General features: G+C 59.4%; 18 protein-coding genes. 11 read left to right on the top strand and 7 right to left on the bottom strand.

Going from position 1 to position 13,229, the window contains the following annotated elements; genetic code table 11:
- Window positions 1–36: 36 nt before the first annotated feature.
- The 7 genes from murA to mlaF all read right to left on the bottom strand — a co-directional run bounded on the left by murA (window position 37) and on the right by mlaF (window position 4,848).
- Complete coding sequence (murA, locus tag EKL15_RS11860; protein WP_004937068.1) at window positions 37–1,296, bottom strand: UDP-N-acetylglucosamine 1-carboxyvinyltransferase; 1,260 nt, start codon at window positions 1,294–1,296, stop codon at window positions 37–39.
- A gap of 55 nt (window positions 1,297–1,351) precedes the next feature.
- Window positions 1,352–1,606: a BolA family iron metabolism protein IbaG gene (gene ibaG, locus EKL15_RS11865; RefSeq protein WP_004937066.1), complete on the bottom strand. Its 255-nt coding sequence runs from the start codon at window positions 1,604–1,606 to the stop codon at window positions 1,352–1,354.
- 140 nt (window positions 1,607–1,746) lie between these two features.
- Window positions 1,747–2,049: a lipid asymmetry maintenance protein MlaB gene (mlaB, locus tag EKL15_RS11870; RefSeq protein ID WP_060424671.1), complete on the bottom strand. Its 303-nt coding sequence runs from the start codon at window positions 2,047–2,049 to the stop codon at window positions 1,747–1,749.
- Complete coding sequence (mlaC, locus tag EKL15_RS11875; RefSeq protein WP_084827500.1) at window positions 2,049–2,678, bottom strand: phospholipid-binding protein MlaC; 630 nt, start codon at window positions 2,676–2,678, stop codon at window positions 2,049–2,051. The genes mlaB and mlaC overlap by 1 nt, the downstream gene beginning before the upstream one ends.
- Before the next feature lie 14 nt (window positions 2,679–2,692).
- Entirely contained in the window at window positions 2,693–3,241 is a 549-nt protein-coding gene (gene mlaD, locus EKL15_RS11880) for an outer membrane lipid asymmetry maintenance protein MlaD (protein ID WP_060424667.1), read from the bottom strand.
- 4 nt (window positions 3,242–3,245) lie between these two features.
- Entirely contained in the window at window positions 3,246–4,028 is a 783-nt protein-coding gene (gene mlaE, locus EKL15_RS11885; RefSeq protein WP_004937059.1) for a lipid asymmetry maintenance ABC transporter permease subunit MlaE, read from the bottom strand.
- Window positions 4,029–4,032: 4 nt separating this feature from the next.
- Complete coding sequence (mlaF, locus tag EKL15_RS11890) at window positions 4,033–4,848, bottom strand: phospholipid ABC transporter ATP-binding protein MlaF (RefSeq protein ID WP_038879647.1); 816 nt, start codon at window positions 4,846–4,848, stop codon at window positions 4,033–4,035.
- 303 nt (window positions 4,849–5,151) lie between these two features.
- On the opposite strand from mlaF, the gene EKL15_RS11895 reads away from it, so the two are divergent.
- From EKL15_RS11895 to npr, 11 genes are all read left to right on the top strand, one after another.
- Window positions 5,152–6,129 (top strand): calcium/sodium antiporter, encoded by a 978-nt coding sequence (locus EKL15_RS11895; RefSeq protein WP_004937053.1) that lies wholly within the window; start codon window positions 5,152–5,154, stop codon window positions 6,127–6,129.
- A 16-nt stretch (window positions 6,130–6,145) separates the two neighbouring features.
- Window positions 6,146–7,132 carry an arabinose-5-phosphate isomerase KdsD gene (gene kdsD / locus EKL15_RS11900; RefSeq protein ID WP_038879650.1) on the top strand — a complete coding sequence of 329 codons (987 nt, stop codon included), beginning with the start codon at window positions 6,146–6,148 and terminating at the stop codon, window positions 7,130–7,132.
- Between the two features lie 17 nt (window positions 7,133–7,149).
- Window positions 7,150–7,704 carry a 3-deoxy-manno-octulosonate-8-phosphatase KdsC gene (gene kdsC / locus EKL15_RS11905; RefSeq protein ID WP_021505108.1) on the top strand — a complete coding sequence of 185 codons (555 nt, stop codon included), beginning with the start codon at window positions 7,150–7,152 and terminating at the stop codon, window positions 7,702–7,704.
- Window positions 7,701–8,279 (top strand): LPS export ABC transporter periplasmic protein LptC, encoded by a 579-nt coding sequence (lptC, locus tag EKL15_RS11910; RefSeq protein WP_038879652.1) that lies wholly within the window; start codon window positions 7,701–7,703, stop codon window positions 8,277–8,279. The genes kdsC and lptC overlap by 4 nt, the downstream gene beginning before the upstream one ends.
- Window positions 8,248–8,787, top strand: coding sequence for a lipopolysaccharide ABC transporter substrate-binding protein LptA (lptA, locus tag EKL15_RS11915; RefSeq protein WP_025304377.1), 540 nt, complete (start codon window positions 8,248–8,250; stop codon window positions 8,785–8,787). The genes lptC and lptA overlap by 32 nt, the downstream gene beginning before the upstream one ends.
- Window positions 8,788–8,793: 6 nt before the next feature.
- The gene (gene lptB, locus EKL15_RS11920; RefSeq protein WP_004937040.1) at window positions 8,794–9,519 is read left to right on the top strand and encodes an LPS export ABC transporter ATP-binding protein; all 726 of its coding nucleotides are present in this window, start codon (window positions 8,794–8,796) and stop codon (window positions 9,517–9,519) included.
- A gap of 52 nt (window positions 9,520–9,571) precedes the next feature.
- Complete coding sequence (gene rpoN, locus EKL15_RS11925) at window positions 9,572–11,005, top strand: RNA polymerase factor sigma-54 (RefSeq protein ID WP_203089500.1); 1,434 nt, start codon at window positions 9,572–9,574, stop codon at window positions 11,003–11,005.
- Between the two features lie 23 nt (window positions 11,006–11,028).
- Window positions 11,029–11,316 carry a ribosome hibernation promoting factor gene (hpf, locus tag EKL15_RS11930; RefSeq protein ID WP_004937038.1) on the top strand — a complete coding sequence of 96 codons (288 nt, stop codon included), beginning with the start codon at window positions 11,029–11,031 and terminating at the stop codon, window positions 11,314–11,316.
- Window positions 11,317–11,471: 155 nt separating this feature from the next.
- Window positions 11,472–11,933, top strand: a complete 462-nt coding sequence (gene ptsN / locus EKL15_RS11935; RefSeq protein WP_016930212.1) for a PTS IIA-like nitrogen regulatory protein PtsN — start codon at window positions 11,472–11,474, stop codon at window positions 11,931–11,933.
- A 129-nt stretch (window positions 11,934–12,062) separates the two neighbouring features.
- Complete coding sequence (gene rapZ, locus EKL15_RS11940; RefSeq protein WP_015379177.1) at window positions 12,063–12,917, top strand: RNase adapter RapZ; 855 nt, start codon at window positions 12,063–12,065, stop codon at window positions 12,915–12,917.
- On the top strand, window positions 12,914–13,186 hold the full coding sequence (npr, locus tag EKL15_RS11945) for a PTS phosphocarrier protein NPr (protein WP_004937034.1): 273 nt from the start codon (window positions 12,914–12,916) through the stop codon (window positions 13,184–13,186). Before rapZ ends, npr begins: the two co-directional genes overlap by 4 nt.
- Window positions 13,187–13,229 lie beyond the last annotated feature (43 nt).

Raw genomic sequence — 13,229 nt, forward strand, 5'->3', positions numbered from 1 at the left:
AGGAAGCCGTTTTTACACCGTTAACAGCAGGGCAACTTACTCGCCTTTCACGCGCTCGATGTTCGCACCCAGCGCGCGCAGCTTGTCTTCAATACGCTCATAGCCGCGATCGATGTGGTAGATGCGATCGACGACGGTCACGCCGTCGGCGATGCAGCCGGCGATCACCAGGCTGGCGGAAGCGCGCAGATCGGTCGCCATTACCTGAGCGCCGGACAGCTGCTCAACGCCGTGGCAGATCACGGTGTTGCTCTCGATTTCCGCGTGCGCGCCCATGCGGATCAGTTCCGGCACGTGCATGAAGCGGTTTTCGAAGATGGTCTCGGTGATGACGCCGGTACCTTCCGCCACCAGGTTCAGCAGGCTGAACTGGGCCTGCATGTCGGTCGGGAAGCCCGGGTGCGGCGCGGTGCGCACGGTGACCGCTTTCGGGCGTTTGCCGTGCATGTCCAGGCTGATCCAGTCTTCGCCCACTTCGATATCGGCACCGGCTTCGCGCAGCTTGGCCAGCACCGCATCCAGCGTGTCCGGACGGGTGTTGCGGCACATCACTTTGCCGCCGGAAACCGCGGCGGCGATCAGGAAGGTACCGGTCTCGATGCGGTCAGGCAGCACGCGGTACACGCCGCCGCCCAGACGCTCGACGCCCTCGATGGTGATTTTGTCACTGCCGGCGCCGCTGATCTTCGCGCCCAGCGTGTTGAGGAAGTTGGCGGTATCGACAATTTCCGGCTCACGCGCGGCGTTCTCGATAACGGTGGTGCCGGTCGCCAGGGTCGCGGCGCTCATGATGGTCACGGTCGCGCCCACGCTCACCTTGTCCATGACGATGTGCGCGCCCTTCAGGCGGCCCTCGACGGACGCCTTGACGTAACCTTCTTCCAGCTTGATCTCGGCACCCAACTGCTCCAGGCCGGTGATGTGCAGATCGACCGGACGCGCGCCGATCGCGCAGCCGCCCGGCAGGGAAACCTGGCCGCGGCCGAAGCGCGCCACCAGTGGCCCCAGCGCCCAGATGGATGCGCGCATGGTTTTCACCAGATCGTAAGGGGCACAGAACTCGTTCACCCCGCTGGCGTCCACGAAGACCGAACCGTTGCGCTCAATCTTGGTACCCAGCTGGTTGAGTAGTTTAATGGTGGTGTCGATGTCCTTCAGCTTAGGGACATTCTGCAGTTCGACCGGCTCTTCCGCCAACAGGGCGGCGAACAGGATCGGCAGGGCGGCGTTTTTGGCCCCGGAAATAGACACTTCACCGCTCAGGCGAGTCCGACCCTGCACACGAAATTTATCCATCTGACTACTCTCTGTTATCTAATCTGAAGCTGCCCGCCCGGCAGGGCAAACAGCCTTAAAATCCGTTGAGTTTGCGGTCTCGCTGCCACTCTTCAGGGGTGTACGCCTTGATAGACAAGGCATGAATGCGGTTGTCCGCAATGTATTCCATCAGCGGTGCGTAAACCGTCTGCTGTTTTTTGACGCGGCTCATACCGGCGAACAGTTCACCGACCACGATCGCCTGAAAATGGCTGCCGTCGCCCGTCACATGTACTTCATCCAGTGCCAATGCCTGCATCAGCACGTCTTTAATCTCGTTGGTTTCCATAGTATCCAGTTCTGCCGCTAAAGGATCATAAACAGCCTAGTATCTTAGTGGAATACGATGTTTTCTTAAACTAAAGAAAAAGCCCCTGCGTAACAGGGGCTTTGTATCGTTTTACCACGCAAGGGCGGCGTAAAACGCCGCTAACCGGCGGTATCGACAGGCATTATCGCCTGCAGGTTGTAGAGCGCGATCAGCGTTTTCAGGCGCTCGGTGGCGCCGAAAATTTTTAGCGCTACGCCGCGCTCGCGCTGCTCTTCCTGCAGATGCAGCAACAGCGCCAGCCCGGCGGAGTCCACCCGCTCCAGTTGCGCCACGTCGATCGCGGTTTTATCCGCCATCAGCGCATCGCGCTGCCGCCACAGCGGCTGCAGCGTTTCCCGGTCCAGTTCACCGCGCAGGATCAGCGTCTGCTGCTGTGATTCGAAGCTGAGCGCTGCCGACATCAGTTTTTCTTGTCCAGCGTAATAGGCTGCGCGGCGGCGGCCTGCAGCTGTTTGGTCAGGCCATCGATGCCCTGAGTACGCAGCGTGGACGCCCACTCGTTCTGCTTGGTGGTGATCATGCTGACGCCTTCGGCGATCATGTCATACGCCTGCCAATAGCCGGTTTTGCTGTTCTTGCGCCATTGGAAATCCAGACGTACCGGCGGGCGGCCGCCGTTGTCGATGATGGTGACGCGAATGGCCACGATGTCGGCATTGCCCAGCGGCTGTTCAGGCGCGATCTGGTAAGTCTGGCCGTGGTACATCGCCAGCGCCTGGCCGTAAGCCTGCTCCAGGTAAGACTGGAAGGCGGTAAAGTAGGCTTCGCGCTGCGCAGGCGTCGCGTCTTTGTAGTAACGGCCCAGCACCAGCGCGCCGGCGTATTTCACCTGCACGAACGGCATCAGTTCCTGATGCACGATGGAGCGCAGGTAGTTCGGGTCCTGCTTGATCTTCGGCTGTTCGTTCTTCAAACGGCTGAAGGTCTTCTGCGCCGCGTCTTGCATCAAGCTGTAAGGATTGGTTTGGTCGGCTGCGCTCGCCAGCGGTGCAACCACCAGCAGAGCCACCATCAGTAAACGTTTAAACATGCAGGTATCCTCTCTTAATGATTTGGAACAGCGGGTTGCGGTGCGGCGCCGGCAGCCGGCTCAGCGGCCGCGTCTCCCGATTTGGCGCTGTCCTGACCGCCGCTTTTATACAGGAACTGGCCGATCAAATCTTCCAGAACCATGGCTGACTTGGTGTCCTGGATGGTGCCGCCGTCTTTCAGAATGGTGGTGCCCATGTCAGGATCTTCGAAGCCCACGTTAAGCGCCAGATATTGCTCGCCCAGCAGGCCGGAGGTGCGGATCGCCAGCGAGCTGGTATCCGGGATTTGGTCGTACTTTTTCTGGATATCCAGCGCCACGCGCGGCGTGTAGGTTTTCGGATCGAGCTCGATGTCCGCCACGCGGCCGATCACCACGCCACCGATCTTCACCGGCGAACGCGGTTTCAGGCCGCCGATGTTGTCGAACGTCGCGTAAATGCGGTAGGTCGGCTCGCTGCCGATCGATTTAAGGTTCGCCACCTGCAGGCAGATAAACACGATGGCGCACAGCGCGATCAGCATAAATGCCCCAACCCAGATTTCACTCTTCTTCGTTTGCATCGAATCAATTCCCAAACATCAGTGCTGTCAGCACGAAATCCAATCCCAACACCGCCAGTGACGAATGCACCACGGTACGCGTCGTCGCCCGGCTAATCCCTTCAGAGGTAGGCACGGCGTCGTACCCGTTGAAAATGGCAATCCAGGTTACGGTAATGGCGAATACCACGCTTTTGATCAGGCAGTTGAGCAGATCTTTTTTCCACTCCACGGCGCCCTGCATCGCCGACCAGAAGAAGCCGCTGTCGATGCCCTTCCAGTCCACGCCGACCACCGAGCCGCCCCAAATGCCGATCGCCACGAAAATGATGGTCAACAGCGGCATGCTGATGAGCCCCGCCCAGAAGCGCGGCGCCACGATGCGCCGCAGCGGATCGACCGCCATCATTTCCAGGCTGGAGATCTGCTCCGTCGCCTTCATCAGGCCGATTTCCGCCGTGAGCGCGGAACCGGCGCGGCCGGCGAACAGCAGCGCCGTCACCACCGGCCCCAGTTCGCGCAGCAGCGACAGCGCCACCATCATGCCGAGGCTGGCCTCGGCGCTGTAGGTGGTGAGCACGATATAGCCCTGCAGGCCCAGCACCATGCCGATGAACAGCCCGGAGACCATGATGATCAGCAGCGACTGCACGCCGACGCTGTAGAGCTGTTTCAACAACAGCGGCCACTGCTTGCCGGGTTCCGGCCGGCCAATCAACGCGTTGAACAGCATCAACCCGGCGCGGCCGAAGCTGGCGCTGGTGTTGATGCCACTGCGCCCCAAGGACGCTAACGCTCTTAATAACATGAGCTTATTTACTCCCTAAGCCTAGCAGTTCGGTCTGATAATCCCCGGCCGGGTAGCGGAACGGCACCGGCCCATCCGCTATACCATCCAGGAACTGGCGCACGCGCGCATCAGGATTGTTCTGCAATTGCTGCGTGGTGCCTTCGGCGATCACCCGGTGATCGGCCACGATGTAGGCGTAGTCGGCGATGCTCAGCACCTCCGGCACGTCGTGCGACACCACGATGCAGGTAATGCCCAGCGCATGGTTCAGCTCATCGATCAGCTTGACCAGCACCCCCATGGTGATCGGATCCTGGCCGACGAAGGGTTCGTCGAACATGATCATCTCAGGGTCCAGCGCGATCGCGCGCGCCAACGCCGCCCGGCGCGCCATGCCGCCGGAAAGCTCATTGGGCATCAGTTGGGCCGCGCCGCGCAGCCCTACCGCCTCCAGCTTCATCAGCACCGTGCTGCGCAGCAGGGGTTCAGGCAGGTTGCTGTGCTCGCGCAGCGGGTAGGCCACGTTTTCGAATACGGTCAAATCGGTGAACAGCGCGCCCGACTGGAACAGCATGCTCATCTTTTTGCGCGCGTCGTATAACTGACGGCGGGACAACGCGGGAATGTTGTCGCCGTCGAACCAAATCTCCCCGCTGTCCGGCGTCAGCTGGCCGCCTATCAGGCGCAGCAGCGTGGTTTTGCCGATGCCCGATGGCCCCATGATTGCCGTGACCTTGCCTCGGGGCACCGTCAGGTTGATGTCTTCAAATATCCGCCGGTCGCCGCGCGAGAAGCTCATGTCGCGCACTTCGACCAAATTATCTGCCTTATGGAGCATGTTAATGGACCCTTTACGACTCATCTGTTGCTGAATCTACCCGTGATGTTAAAGCAATGGGCTCAATCCGTCTCATCTTTACAAAAACTTACTGCCATTTCGCGACCAATGGTGCCATTGGTTTTACTTTTCCGCGCCACCCGGTCAAAATTGGCGCCATAACGAAAAAAAACGAAACTGTTCAACTATTAGCCGGGAAAAACCGTTGCTGTAGCTCTAGCGCGCGCAACGGAGGGCAAGCAATACCGCCGCATTGACGGCTTTAACCAACGAACCGGGATAATACCCGACAAAGGACCCTGCATGTTTCTCGCGATAGCATTATTAATCGTTGGTTTATTTCTACTGGTGTATGGTGCAGACCGCTTAGTTTATGGTGCTGCCGTGATTTCCCGCTCGCTCGGCGTCCCGCCGTTGATCATCGGCATGACCATCGTCGGCATCGGCACTTCGCTGCCGGAGCTGATCGTGTCCACCACCGCCGCGCTGAACGGGCAGATAGATATGGCCGTTGGCAACGTATTAGGTTCCAACATTACCAACATTTTATTGATCCTGGGCGTGGCGGCGCTGATTCACCCGCTGGCCGCGCGCTCCGAGATACTGCGGCGCGAACTGCCGCTGATGTTAGCGGTCACAGTATTGTGCGGTTTCGTGTTGATGGACGGCACCCTGAGCAGGCTGGACGGCGTGCTGCTGCTGGCCGCCGCCGCCGGCTTCATCCTGCTGATGCTGAAAATCGCCCGGCTGGCGCAGCGCGAGGGCAGCGACAGCCTGACCATGGAACAGATCGCCGAGCTGCCGCAGGACAGCAGCAACACCGTGGCGGTGCTGTGGCTGGTGTTGGCGTTTATCATTCTGCCGCTCTCTTCCAGGATGGTGGTCGATAACGCGACGGTGATTGCGCACTATTTCGGCCTGAGCGAACTGGTGGTCGGGTTGACCATTATCGCCATCGGCACCAGCCTGCCCGAACTGGCCACCTCCATCGCCGGGGCGCTGAAGGGCGAGGATGATATGGCGATTGGTAATATCATCGGCTCCAATATTTTCAACACGGTGATCGTGCTGGGCGTCCCCGCCCTGCTATCGCCGGGTAGCGTGGACACCGCCGCCTTCCAGCGCGATTACTGGGTGATGCTGGCGGCCAGCGTGCTGCTGAGCGTGCTGTGCATCGGCCGCAAACACCGCATCGGCCACCTGGCGGGCGCGCTGTTATTATGCGGCTTTATTGCGTATCTTGCGGTGCTGTTCTTTAACCCTTTCAGTACTTTCGGCTAAACCGACGGGAATGAGTATGTCGAACATTGAGTTGCAACCGGGCTTCGATTTTCAGCAGGCCGGCAAAGAAGTGCTTCAGATAGAGCGTGAAGGGCTGGCTCAGCTCGACAGCTACATCAACGCAGACTTCACCCGCGCCTGCGAAACGATCGCCGCCTGCGGCGGCAAAGTGGTGGTGATGGGCATGGGCAAATCCGGCCATATCGGCTGCAAGATCGCCGCGACCTTCGCCAGCACCGGCACCCCCTCATTCTTCGTTCACCCGGCGGAGGCCAGCCATGGCGATTTGGGCATGGTCACCCCGCAGGACATAGTGCTCGCCATCTCCAACTCCGGCGAGTCCAGCGAGATCCTGGCGCTGATCCCAGTATTGAAACGCCAGCAGATCACCCTCATCTGTATGACTAACAATCCGGAAAGCTCGATGGGCAAAGCGGCGGATATCCACCTGTGCATCAAGGTGCCGCAGGAAGCCTGCCCGCTGGGGCTGGCGCCGACCACCAGCACCACCGCCACGCTGGTGATGGGCGATGCGCTGGCCGTCGCGCTGCTGAAAGCGCGCGGTTTCACGCCGGAAGATTTCGCGCTGTCGCATCCGGGTGGCGCACTCGGCCGCAAACTGCTGCTGCGGGTTAGCGATATCATGCACAGCGGCGACGAAATGCCCCACGTCAGCGCCGACGCCTCGTTGCGCGACGCGCTGCTGGAAATTACCCGAAAAAATCTGGGCCTGACGGTGATTTGCGACGATCTGATGAAAATCGCCGGCATCTTCACCGATGGTGACCTGCGCCGGGTGTTCGACATGGGCATCAACCTGCACGAGGCGAAGATCGCCGACGTCATGACGCCGGGCGGCGTGCGGGTGCGCCCCAATATTCTGGCGGTCGATGCATTGAACCTGATGCAACAACGCCACATCACCGCGCTGCTGGTTGCCGATGGCGACCAGTTGCTGGGTGTGGTACATATGCATGACATGCTGCGCGCCGGCGTCGTTTAATTAAGGAATAGAACGGAATGGGTATGGTAGAAACCTGCTACGGGCCGGTAGAACAAGAGGTTATGGCGCGTGCCGGGAACATCCGCCTGTTGATTTGCGACGTTGACGGCGTGCTGTCGGACGGCCTGATCTTCATGGGCAACAACGGTGAAGAACTGAAGGCGTTCAACGTGCGCGACGGTTACGGCATCCGCTGCTTGAAAACCTCGGACATCGAGGTGGCGATCATCACCGGCCGCTCCGCCAAGCTGCTGGAAGACCGCGCGCAGACGCTCGGTATCACCCATCTGTATCAGGGGCAATCCGATAAGCTTTTGGCCTTCCGCGAACTGTTGGATAAACTGTCGTTAACGGCGGATCAGGTCGCCTATATCGGCGATGACCTGATCGACTGGCCGGTGATGGCGCAGGTCGGCCTGGCGGTCGCGGTGGCGGACGCCCACCCGCTGTTGACGCCGCGCGCCCACTACGTCACCCGCATTGCCGGCGGCCGCGGTGCGGTGCGCGAACTGTGCGACATCATTCTTTTGGCTCAAAATAAGCTGGAGGACGCCAAAGGGCTGTCGATATGAGTAAAACCAAACTGTGGATCACCATCCTGTTGACGGTGATCGTTCTGGCGCTGATCGGCTGGAACATGACGGACTTCAGCGACGAGACGGCCCCTGGCCCGGTCAACGATCAGGATCCGACTTACCAGAGCCAGCACACGGTCACCGTGGTGTACAACCCGGCCGGCAAGCTGAATTACAAACTGGTGGCGGAAGACGCGAAGTATTACACCGCCGGCGAGCTGAGCTGGTTCACCCAGCCGGTGATGACGCTGTTCGATGAGAATGCGGTGGCCACCTGGTCAGTTCGCGCCGATCGCGCCAAACTGACTAAAGACCGGATGCTGTATCTGTATGGTCACGTCGAGGTAAACAGCCTGACCACCACCTCGCAGCTGGAAAAAATTAAGACGGACAACGCTCAGGTAAACCTGGTCACCCAGGACGTCACCTCCGATGACGAAGTCACGCTTTACGGGACCAATTTTACCTCTAACGGCATGAAAATGCGTGGGAACCTGCGGACCAAAACCGCTGAGCTGATTGATAAGGTTAAGACCAACTATGAAATTCAGAACCAAAAACCAACTCCGTAACCTGTTGCTCGGCAGCTTAGTTTTGGCCGCCAGCGCCCCCGCACTGGCGCTGAAATCCGACTCCAGCCAGCCGGTGAGCATCGACTCGCTCAAGCAGTCGTTGGACATGCAAAGCAACGTCAGTACCTTCACCGACAACGTGGTGATCAAGCAAGGCACCATCGATATTCGCGCCGATAAGGTGGTGGTCACCCGTCCGGGCGGAGATCAGAATAAGACCTATATTGAAGCGTTCGGCAACCCGGTAACCTTCTACCAGATGCAGGACAGCGGCAAGCCGGTCAAAGGCCACGCGCAGAAAGTGCGTTACGACGTGGCGACCCAGCTGGTGACCCTGACGGGCAACGCCTATCTGGAGCAGCTCGACAGCAACGTGAAAGGCGATCGCATCACCTATCTGGTGCAACAGCAGCAAATGCAGGCGTTCAGCGATAAAGGCAAACGCGTGACAACGGTTCTGGTACCGTCGCAGTTGCAAGACAAAAACGGGCAAAAAAAGAGTAACTAATCACTTATGGCAACACTCATCGCAGAAAACCTGGCGAAAGCCTACAAGGGCCGTAAAGTTGTCGAAGACGTCAGCCTGAAAGTGAAATCCGGCGAGATCGTCGGCCTGCTCGGGCCGAACGGCGCCGGTAAAACCACCACCTTCTACATGGTGGTCGGCATCGTGCCGCGCGATGCCGGGCGCATCGTGATCGACGAAGAAGACATCAGCCTGCTGCCGCTGCACGCCCGCGCGCGCCGCGGCATCGGATACCTGCCGCAGGAAGCGTCGATCTTCCGCCGCCTGAGCGTGTACGACAACCTGATGGCGGTGCTGGAGATTCGCCCCGACCTCACCAGCGAACAACGCGAAGACCGCGCCAAAGAGCTGATGGAAGAGTTCCATATCTCCCATCTGCGCGACAGCCTCGGCCAGGCGCTGTCCGGCGGTGAACGCCGCCGCGTCGAAATCGCCCGCGCGCTGGCGGCCAACCCGAAATTCATTCTGCTGGACGAACCCTTCGCCGGGGTGGATCCGATTTCCGTTATCGACATCAAAAAAATCATCGAGCACCTGCGTGACAGCGGCCTGGGCGTGCTGATCACCGACCACAACGTGCGCGAGACGCTGGACGTGTGTGAACGCGCCTACATCGTCAGCCAGGGCAAACTGATTGCCCACGGCACGCCGGATGCTATTCTGGCCGACGAGCAGGTTAAACGCGTTTATCTGGGCGAAGAGTTCCGCCTCTAAGCGCCGGCGCGCCCTTCGGGGCGACACCGTTAACGGAAGTAGACAGAAAACTATGAAGCAAGGTTTGCAACTCAGGCTCAGTCAACAGCTGGCCATGACTCCTCAGCTCCAGCAGGCGATCCGCCTGCTGCAGTTGTCCACGCTTGAGCTTCAACAAGAGATCCAGCTGGCGCTGGAGAGCAATCCGCTGCTTGAACAGACCGATCTGCACGACGAAATCGACGCCAAAGAAACCCAGGAGACCGAGGGGCTCGATACCCGCGAGGCGCTGGAACAGAAAGACATGCCGGAAGAGCTGCCGCTGGACGCCACCTGGGATGAGATCTACACCGCCGGCACGCCGTCAGGCACCGGCACCGACTACAGCGACGACGAGCTGCCGGTCTATCAGGGCGAGACCACCCAAACGCTGCAGGATTACCTGATGTGGCAGGTGGATCTGACGCCGTTTTCCGATACCGACGCCGCCATCGCCACCTCCATCGTCGACGCGGTGGACGACACCGGCTATCTCACCGTGCCGCTGGAAGACATTCTGGAAAGCCTGGGCGACGAAAACGTGACCCTCGATGAAGTCGAGGCGGTGTTGAAGCGCGTGCAGCGTTTCGATCCGATCGGCGTCGCCGCGCGCGATCTGCGCGATTGCCTGCTGGTGCAGCTCTCCCAATACGCCAAAGACACCCCTTACCTGGCCGAAGCGCGGCTGATCATCAGCGACCATCTGGATCTGCTGGCCAACCATGACTTTCGCAGCCTGATGCGATCAACCCGGCTAAAAGAAGATACACTGAAAGAAGCGATGCTGCTGATTCAGTCGCTCGATCCGCGCCCGGGGCAGTCGATCAATACCGGCGAATCGGAATACGTGATCCCGGACGTGCTGGTGCGCAAGACGCAGAACAAATGGACGGTCGAGCTCAACGGCGACAACGTTCCGCGTTTAAAGATCAATCAGCAATACGCCGCGCTGGGCAACAGCGCCCGCAGCGAAGCCGACGGCCAGTTCATCCGCAGCAACCTGCAGGAAGCCAAGTGGCTGATTAAAAGCCTTGAGAGCCGTAACGAGACGCTGCTGAAGGTCACCCGCTGCATCGTCGATCAGCAGCAGGCGTTCTTCGAGCAAGGCGAAGAGTTTATGAAACCCATGGTGCTGGCGGATATCGCTCAGGCCGTGGAAATGCATGAATCGACGATCTCGCGCGTCACCACGCAGAAGTTTCTGCACAGCCCGCGCGGCATTTTCGAATTGAAATATTTCTTCTCCAGCCACGTGAATACCGACAGCGGCGGCGAAGCCTCCTCGACGGCGATCCGCGCATTGGTGAAGAAATTGATTGCGGCGGAAAACCCCGCCAAACCACTCAGCGACAGCAAGCTGGCCACCCTGCTCGCCGATCAGGGGATCATCGTGGCGCGGCGCACCGTCGCCAAGTACCGAGAGTCTTTGTCCATCCCGCCGTCGAACCAGCGTAAACAGTTGGTTTGACCTCTATTGAGAAGGAAGACACTATGCAGCTCAACATTACCGGACACCACATCGAAATCACCGATCCGTTGCGCGAGTTCGTGAACAACAAGTTCGCCAAACTCGAACAGTATTTTGATCGCATCAATCAGGTGTATGTTGTATTAAGTGTGGAAAAAGTGCAGCAAATTGCGGAAGCAACGGTGCACGTGAATGGAGGCGAGTTGCACGCCACCTCGGAAGACGAGAATATGTATGCCGCAATTGATACGCTGATCGACAAATTGGCACGTCAATTGAACAAACATAAAGACAAATTGAAGCAACACTGACACCCTAACCCATTCCGTGAGGTTGCCTCCGTCGCAGCCTCGCCCTTCGGCGCGTGACCCGCATGGGTGACGCGCCGAACGGTAATCAGGGTTAAAACCGACGAAAAACCGCCTTGCCGGGCGCGCCCGGCGGCGCGGTTTTAAGTGAAGATGAGATGAACAACGAATATATGCAATTAAGCTCGGTGTTAAACATCGAGTGCACCAAAAGCTCGGTACACTGCACCAGCAAGAAGCGGGCTTTGGAAATTATCAGCGAACTGGCCGCCAAACAGCTCAATCTGCCTTCGCAGGTGGTGTTTGACGCGGTTCTCACCCGGGAACGCATGGGCAGCACCGGTATCGGCAACGGTATCGCCATTCCCCACGGCAAACTGGAAGAGGACACACTGCGGGCCGTTGGCGTGTTTATCCGTCTCGACCAACCCATCGCTTTCGACGCTATCGACAACCAGCCGGTCGACCTGCTGTTCGCGCTGCTGGTGCCTGCCGATCAGTGCAAAACCCATTTGCATACCCTGTCGCTGGTCGCCAAACGCCTGGCCGACAAAACCGTATGCCGCCGCCTGCGCGCCGCGCAGAGCGACGAAGAGCTTTACCAAATCATCACCGAGTGAGGCCCGGCCGGCGTGACTTCCAGCCCGGATAACGCTACTGTTTCACGATGATGGATCCGGCTGCGGCCGGAATAACAAAGTTTCCACCGGTGGCGATGAACGCCGCCGCGATGCCAGGGGAGTTGCCACATGGTGCTGATGATTGTCAGCGGCCGTTCCGGTTCCGGAAAATCCGTCGCCTTGCGGGCGCTGGAAGATATGGGTTTTTACTGCGTTGACAACCTGCCTGTGGTGCTGCTGCCGCAGCTCGCCAACACGCTGGCGGAACGCAATATCTCCGCGGCGGTCAGCATCGACGTGCGCAACATGCCGGAATCGCCGGAAGTGTTCGAATACGCGATGACTCAGCTGCCGGACAGCTTCTCGCCGCAGCTGCTGTTCCTCGACGCCGATCGCAACACGCTGATCCGCCGTTACAGCGACACCCGCCGCCTGCACCCGCTCTCCAGCAAAAACCTGTCGCTGGAAAGCGCCATCGACGAAGAGAGCGATCTGCTCGAACCGCTGCGCTCGCGGGCTGACCTGATTATCGACACCTCGGAAATGTCGGTGCACGAACTGGCCGAAATGCTGCGCACCCGCCTGCTGGGTAAGCGTGAGCGTGAGCTGACCATGGTGTTCGAATCCTTCGGCTTCAAGCACGGCATTCCGATCGACGCCGACTACGTGTTCGACGTGCGCTTCCTGCCTAACCCGCACTGGGATCCGAAGCTGCGGCCGATGACCGGTCTGGACAAGCCGGTCGCGTCGTTCCTCGATCGCCATACCGAAGTGCACAACTTCATCTACCAGACCCGCAGCTACCTGGAGCAATGGCTGCCGATGCTGGAAACCAACAACCGCAGCTACCTGACAGTCGCCATCGGCTGTACCGGCGGTAAACACCGCTCGGTATACGTGGCGGAACAGCTGGCCGATTACTTCCGCTCGCGCGGCAAGAACGTGCAGTCGCGCCACCGCACGCTGGAAAAGCGCAAACAATGACGGTTAAACAGACGGTTGAAATCAAAAACAAGCTGGGCATGCACGCGCGTCCGGCGATGAAACTGTTCGAGCTGGTGCAAAGCTTCGACGCCGAGGTGATGCTGCGCAACGAAAGCGGCACCGAAGCCGAAGCCAGCAGCGTCATCGCGCTGCTGATGCTGGACTCCGCCCAGGGTCGGCATATCGAAGTCGAAGCGACCGGCCCCGACGAAGTCAACGCGCTGGCGGCGGTGGTCGAGCTGTTCAACTCCGGGTTTGATGAAGATTAGCCGCTGAGGGCGCGCCTTTGCGCCCAATCCCCCATATCCTTTC

This window comes from Serratia sp. 4542 (assembly GCF_016805595.1).
GTDB lineage: Bacteria > Pseudomonadota > Gammaproteobacteria > Enterobacterales > Enterobacteriaceae > Serratia > Serratia nevei.

Bases quoted from the DNA above. Each gene is read 5' to 3' on its own strand.
- kdsD (WP_038879650.1), top strand. From the start codon at position 6,146: ATGTCGAACATTGAGTTGCAACCGGGCTTCGATTTTCAGCAGGCCGGC.
- rpoN (WP_203089500.1), top strand. From the start codon at position 9,572: ATGAAGCAAGGTTTGCAACTCAGGCTCAGTCAACAGCTGGCCATGACT.
- mlaF (WP_038879647.1), bottom strand. From the start codon at position 4,848: ATGCTCCATAAGGCAGATAATTTGGTCGAAGTGCGCGACATGAGCTTC.
- rapZ (WP_015379177.1), top strand. From the start codon at position 12,063: ATGGTGCTGATGATTGTCAGCGGCCGTTCCGGTTCCGGAAAATCCGTC.
- kdsC (WP_021505108.1), top strand. From the start codon at position 7,150: ATGGGTATGGTAGAAACCTGCTACGGGCCGGTAGAACAAGAGGTTATG.
- mlaB (WP_060424671.1), bottom strand. From the start codon at position 2,049: ATGTCGGCAGCGCTCAGCTTCGAATCACAGCAGCAGACGCTGATCCTG.
- mlaE (WP_004937059.1), bottom strand. From the start codon at position 4,028: ATGTTATTAAGAGCGTTAGCGTCCTTGGGGCGCAGTGGCATCAACACC.
- murA (WP_004937068.1), bottom strand. From the start codon at position 1,296: ATGGATAAATTTCGTGTGCAGGGTCGGACTCGCCTGAGCGGTGAAGTG.
- ibaG (WP_004937066.1), bottom strand. From the start codon at position 1,606: ATGGAAACCAACGAGATTAAAGACGTGCTGATGCAGGCATTGGCACTG.
- ptsN (WP_016930212.1), top strand. From the start codon at position 11,472: ATGAACAACGAATATATGCAATTAAGCTCGGTGTTAAACATCGAGTGC.
- lptC (WP_038879652.1), top strand. From the start codon at position 7,701: ATGAGTAAAACCAAACTGTGGATCACCATCCTGTTGACGGTGATCGTT.
- lptA (WP_025304377.1), top strand. From the start codon at position 8,248: ATGAAATTCAGAACCAAAAACCAACTCCGTAACCTGTTGCTCGGCAGC.
- EKL15_RS11895 (WP_004937053.1), top strand. From the start codon at position 5,152: ATGTTTCTCGCGATAGCATTATTAATCGTTGGTTTATTTCTACTGGTG.
- mlaC (WP_084827500.1), bottom strand. From the start codon at position 2,678: ATGTTTAAACGTTTACTGATGGTGGCTCTGCTGGTGGTTGCACCGCTG.
- npr (WP_004937034.1), top strand. From the start codon at position 12,914: ATGACGGTTAAACAGACGGTTGAAATCAAAAACAAGCTGGGCATGCAC.
- lptB (WP_004937040.1), top strand. From the start codon at position 8,794: ATGGCAACACTCATCGCAGAAAACCTGGCGAAAGCCTACAAGGGCCGT.
- hpf (WP_004937038.1), top strand. From the start codon at position 11,029: ATGCAGCTCAACATTACCGGACACCACATCGAAATCACCGATCCGTTG.
- mlaD (WP_060424667.1), bottom strand. From the start codon at position 3,241: ATGCAAACGAAGAAGAGTGAAATCTGGGTTGGGGCATTTATGCTGATC.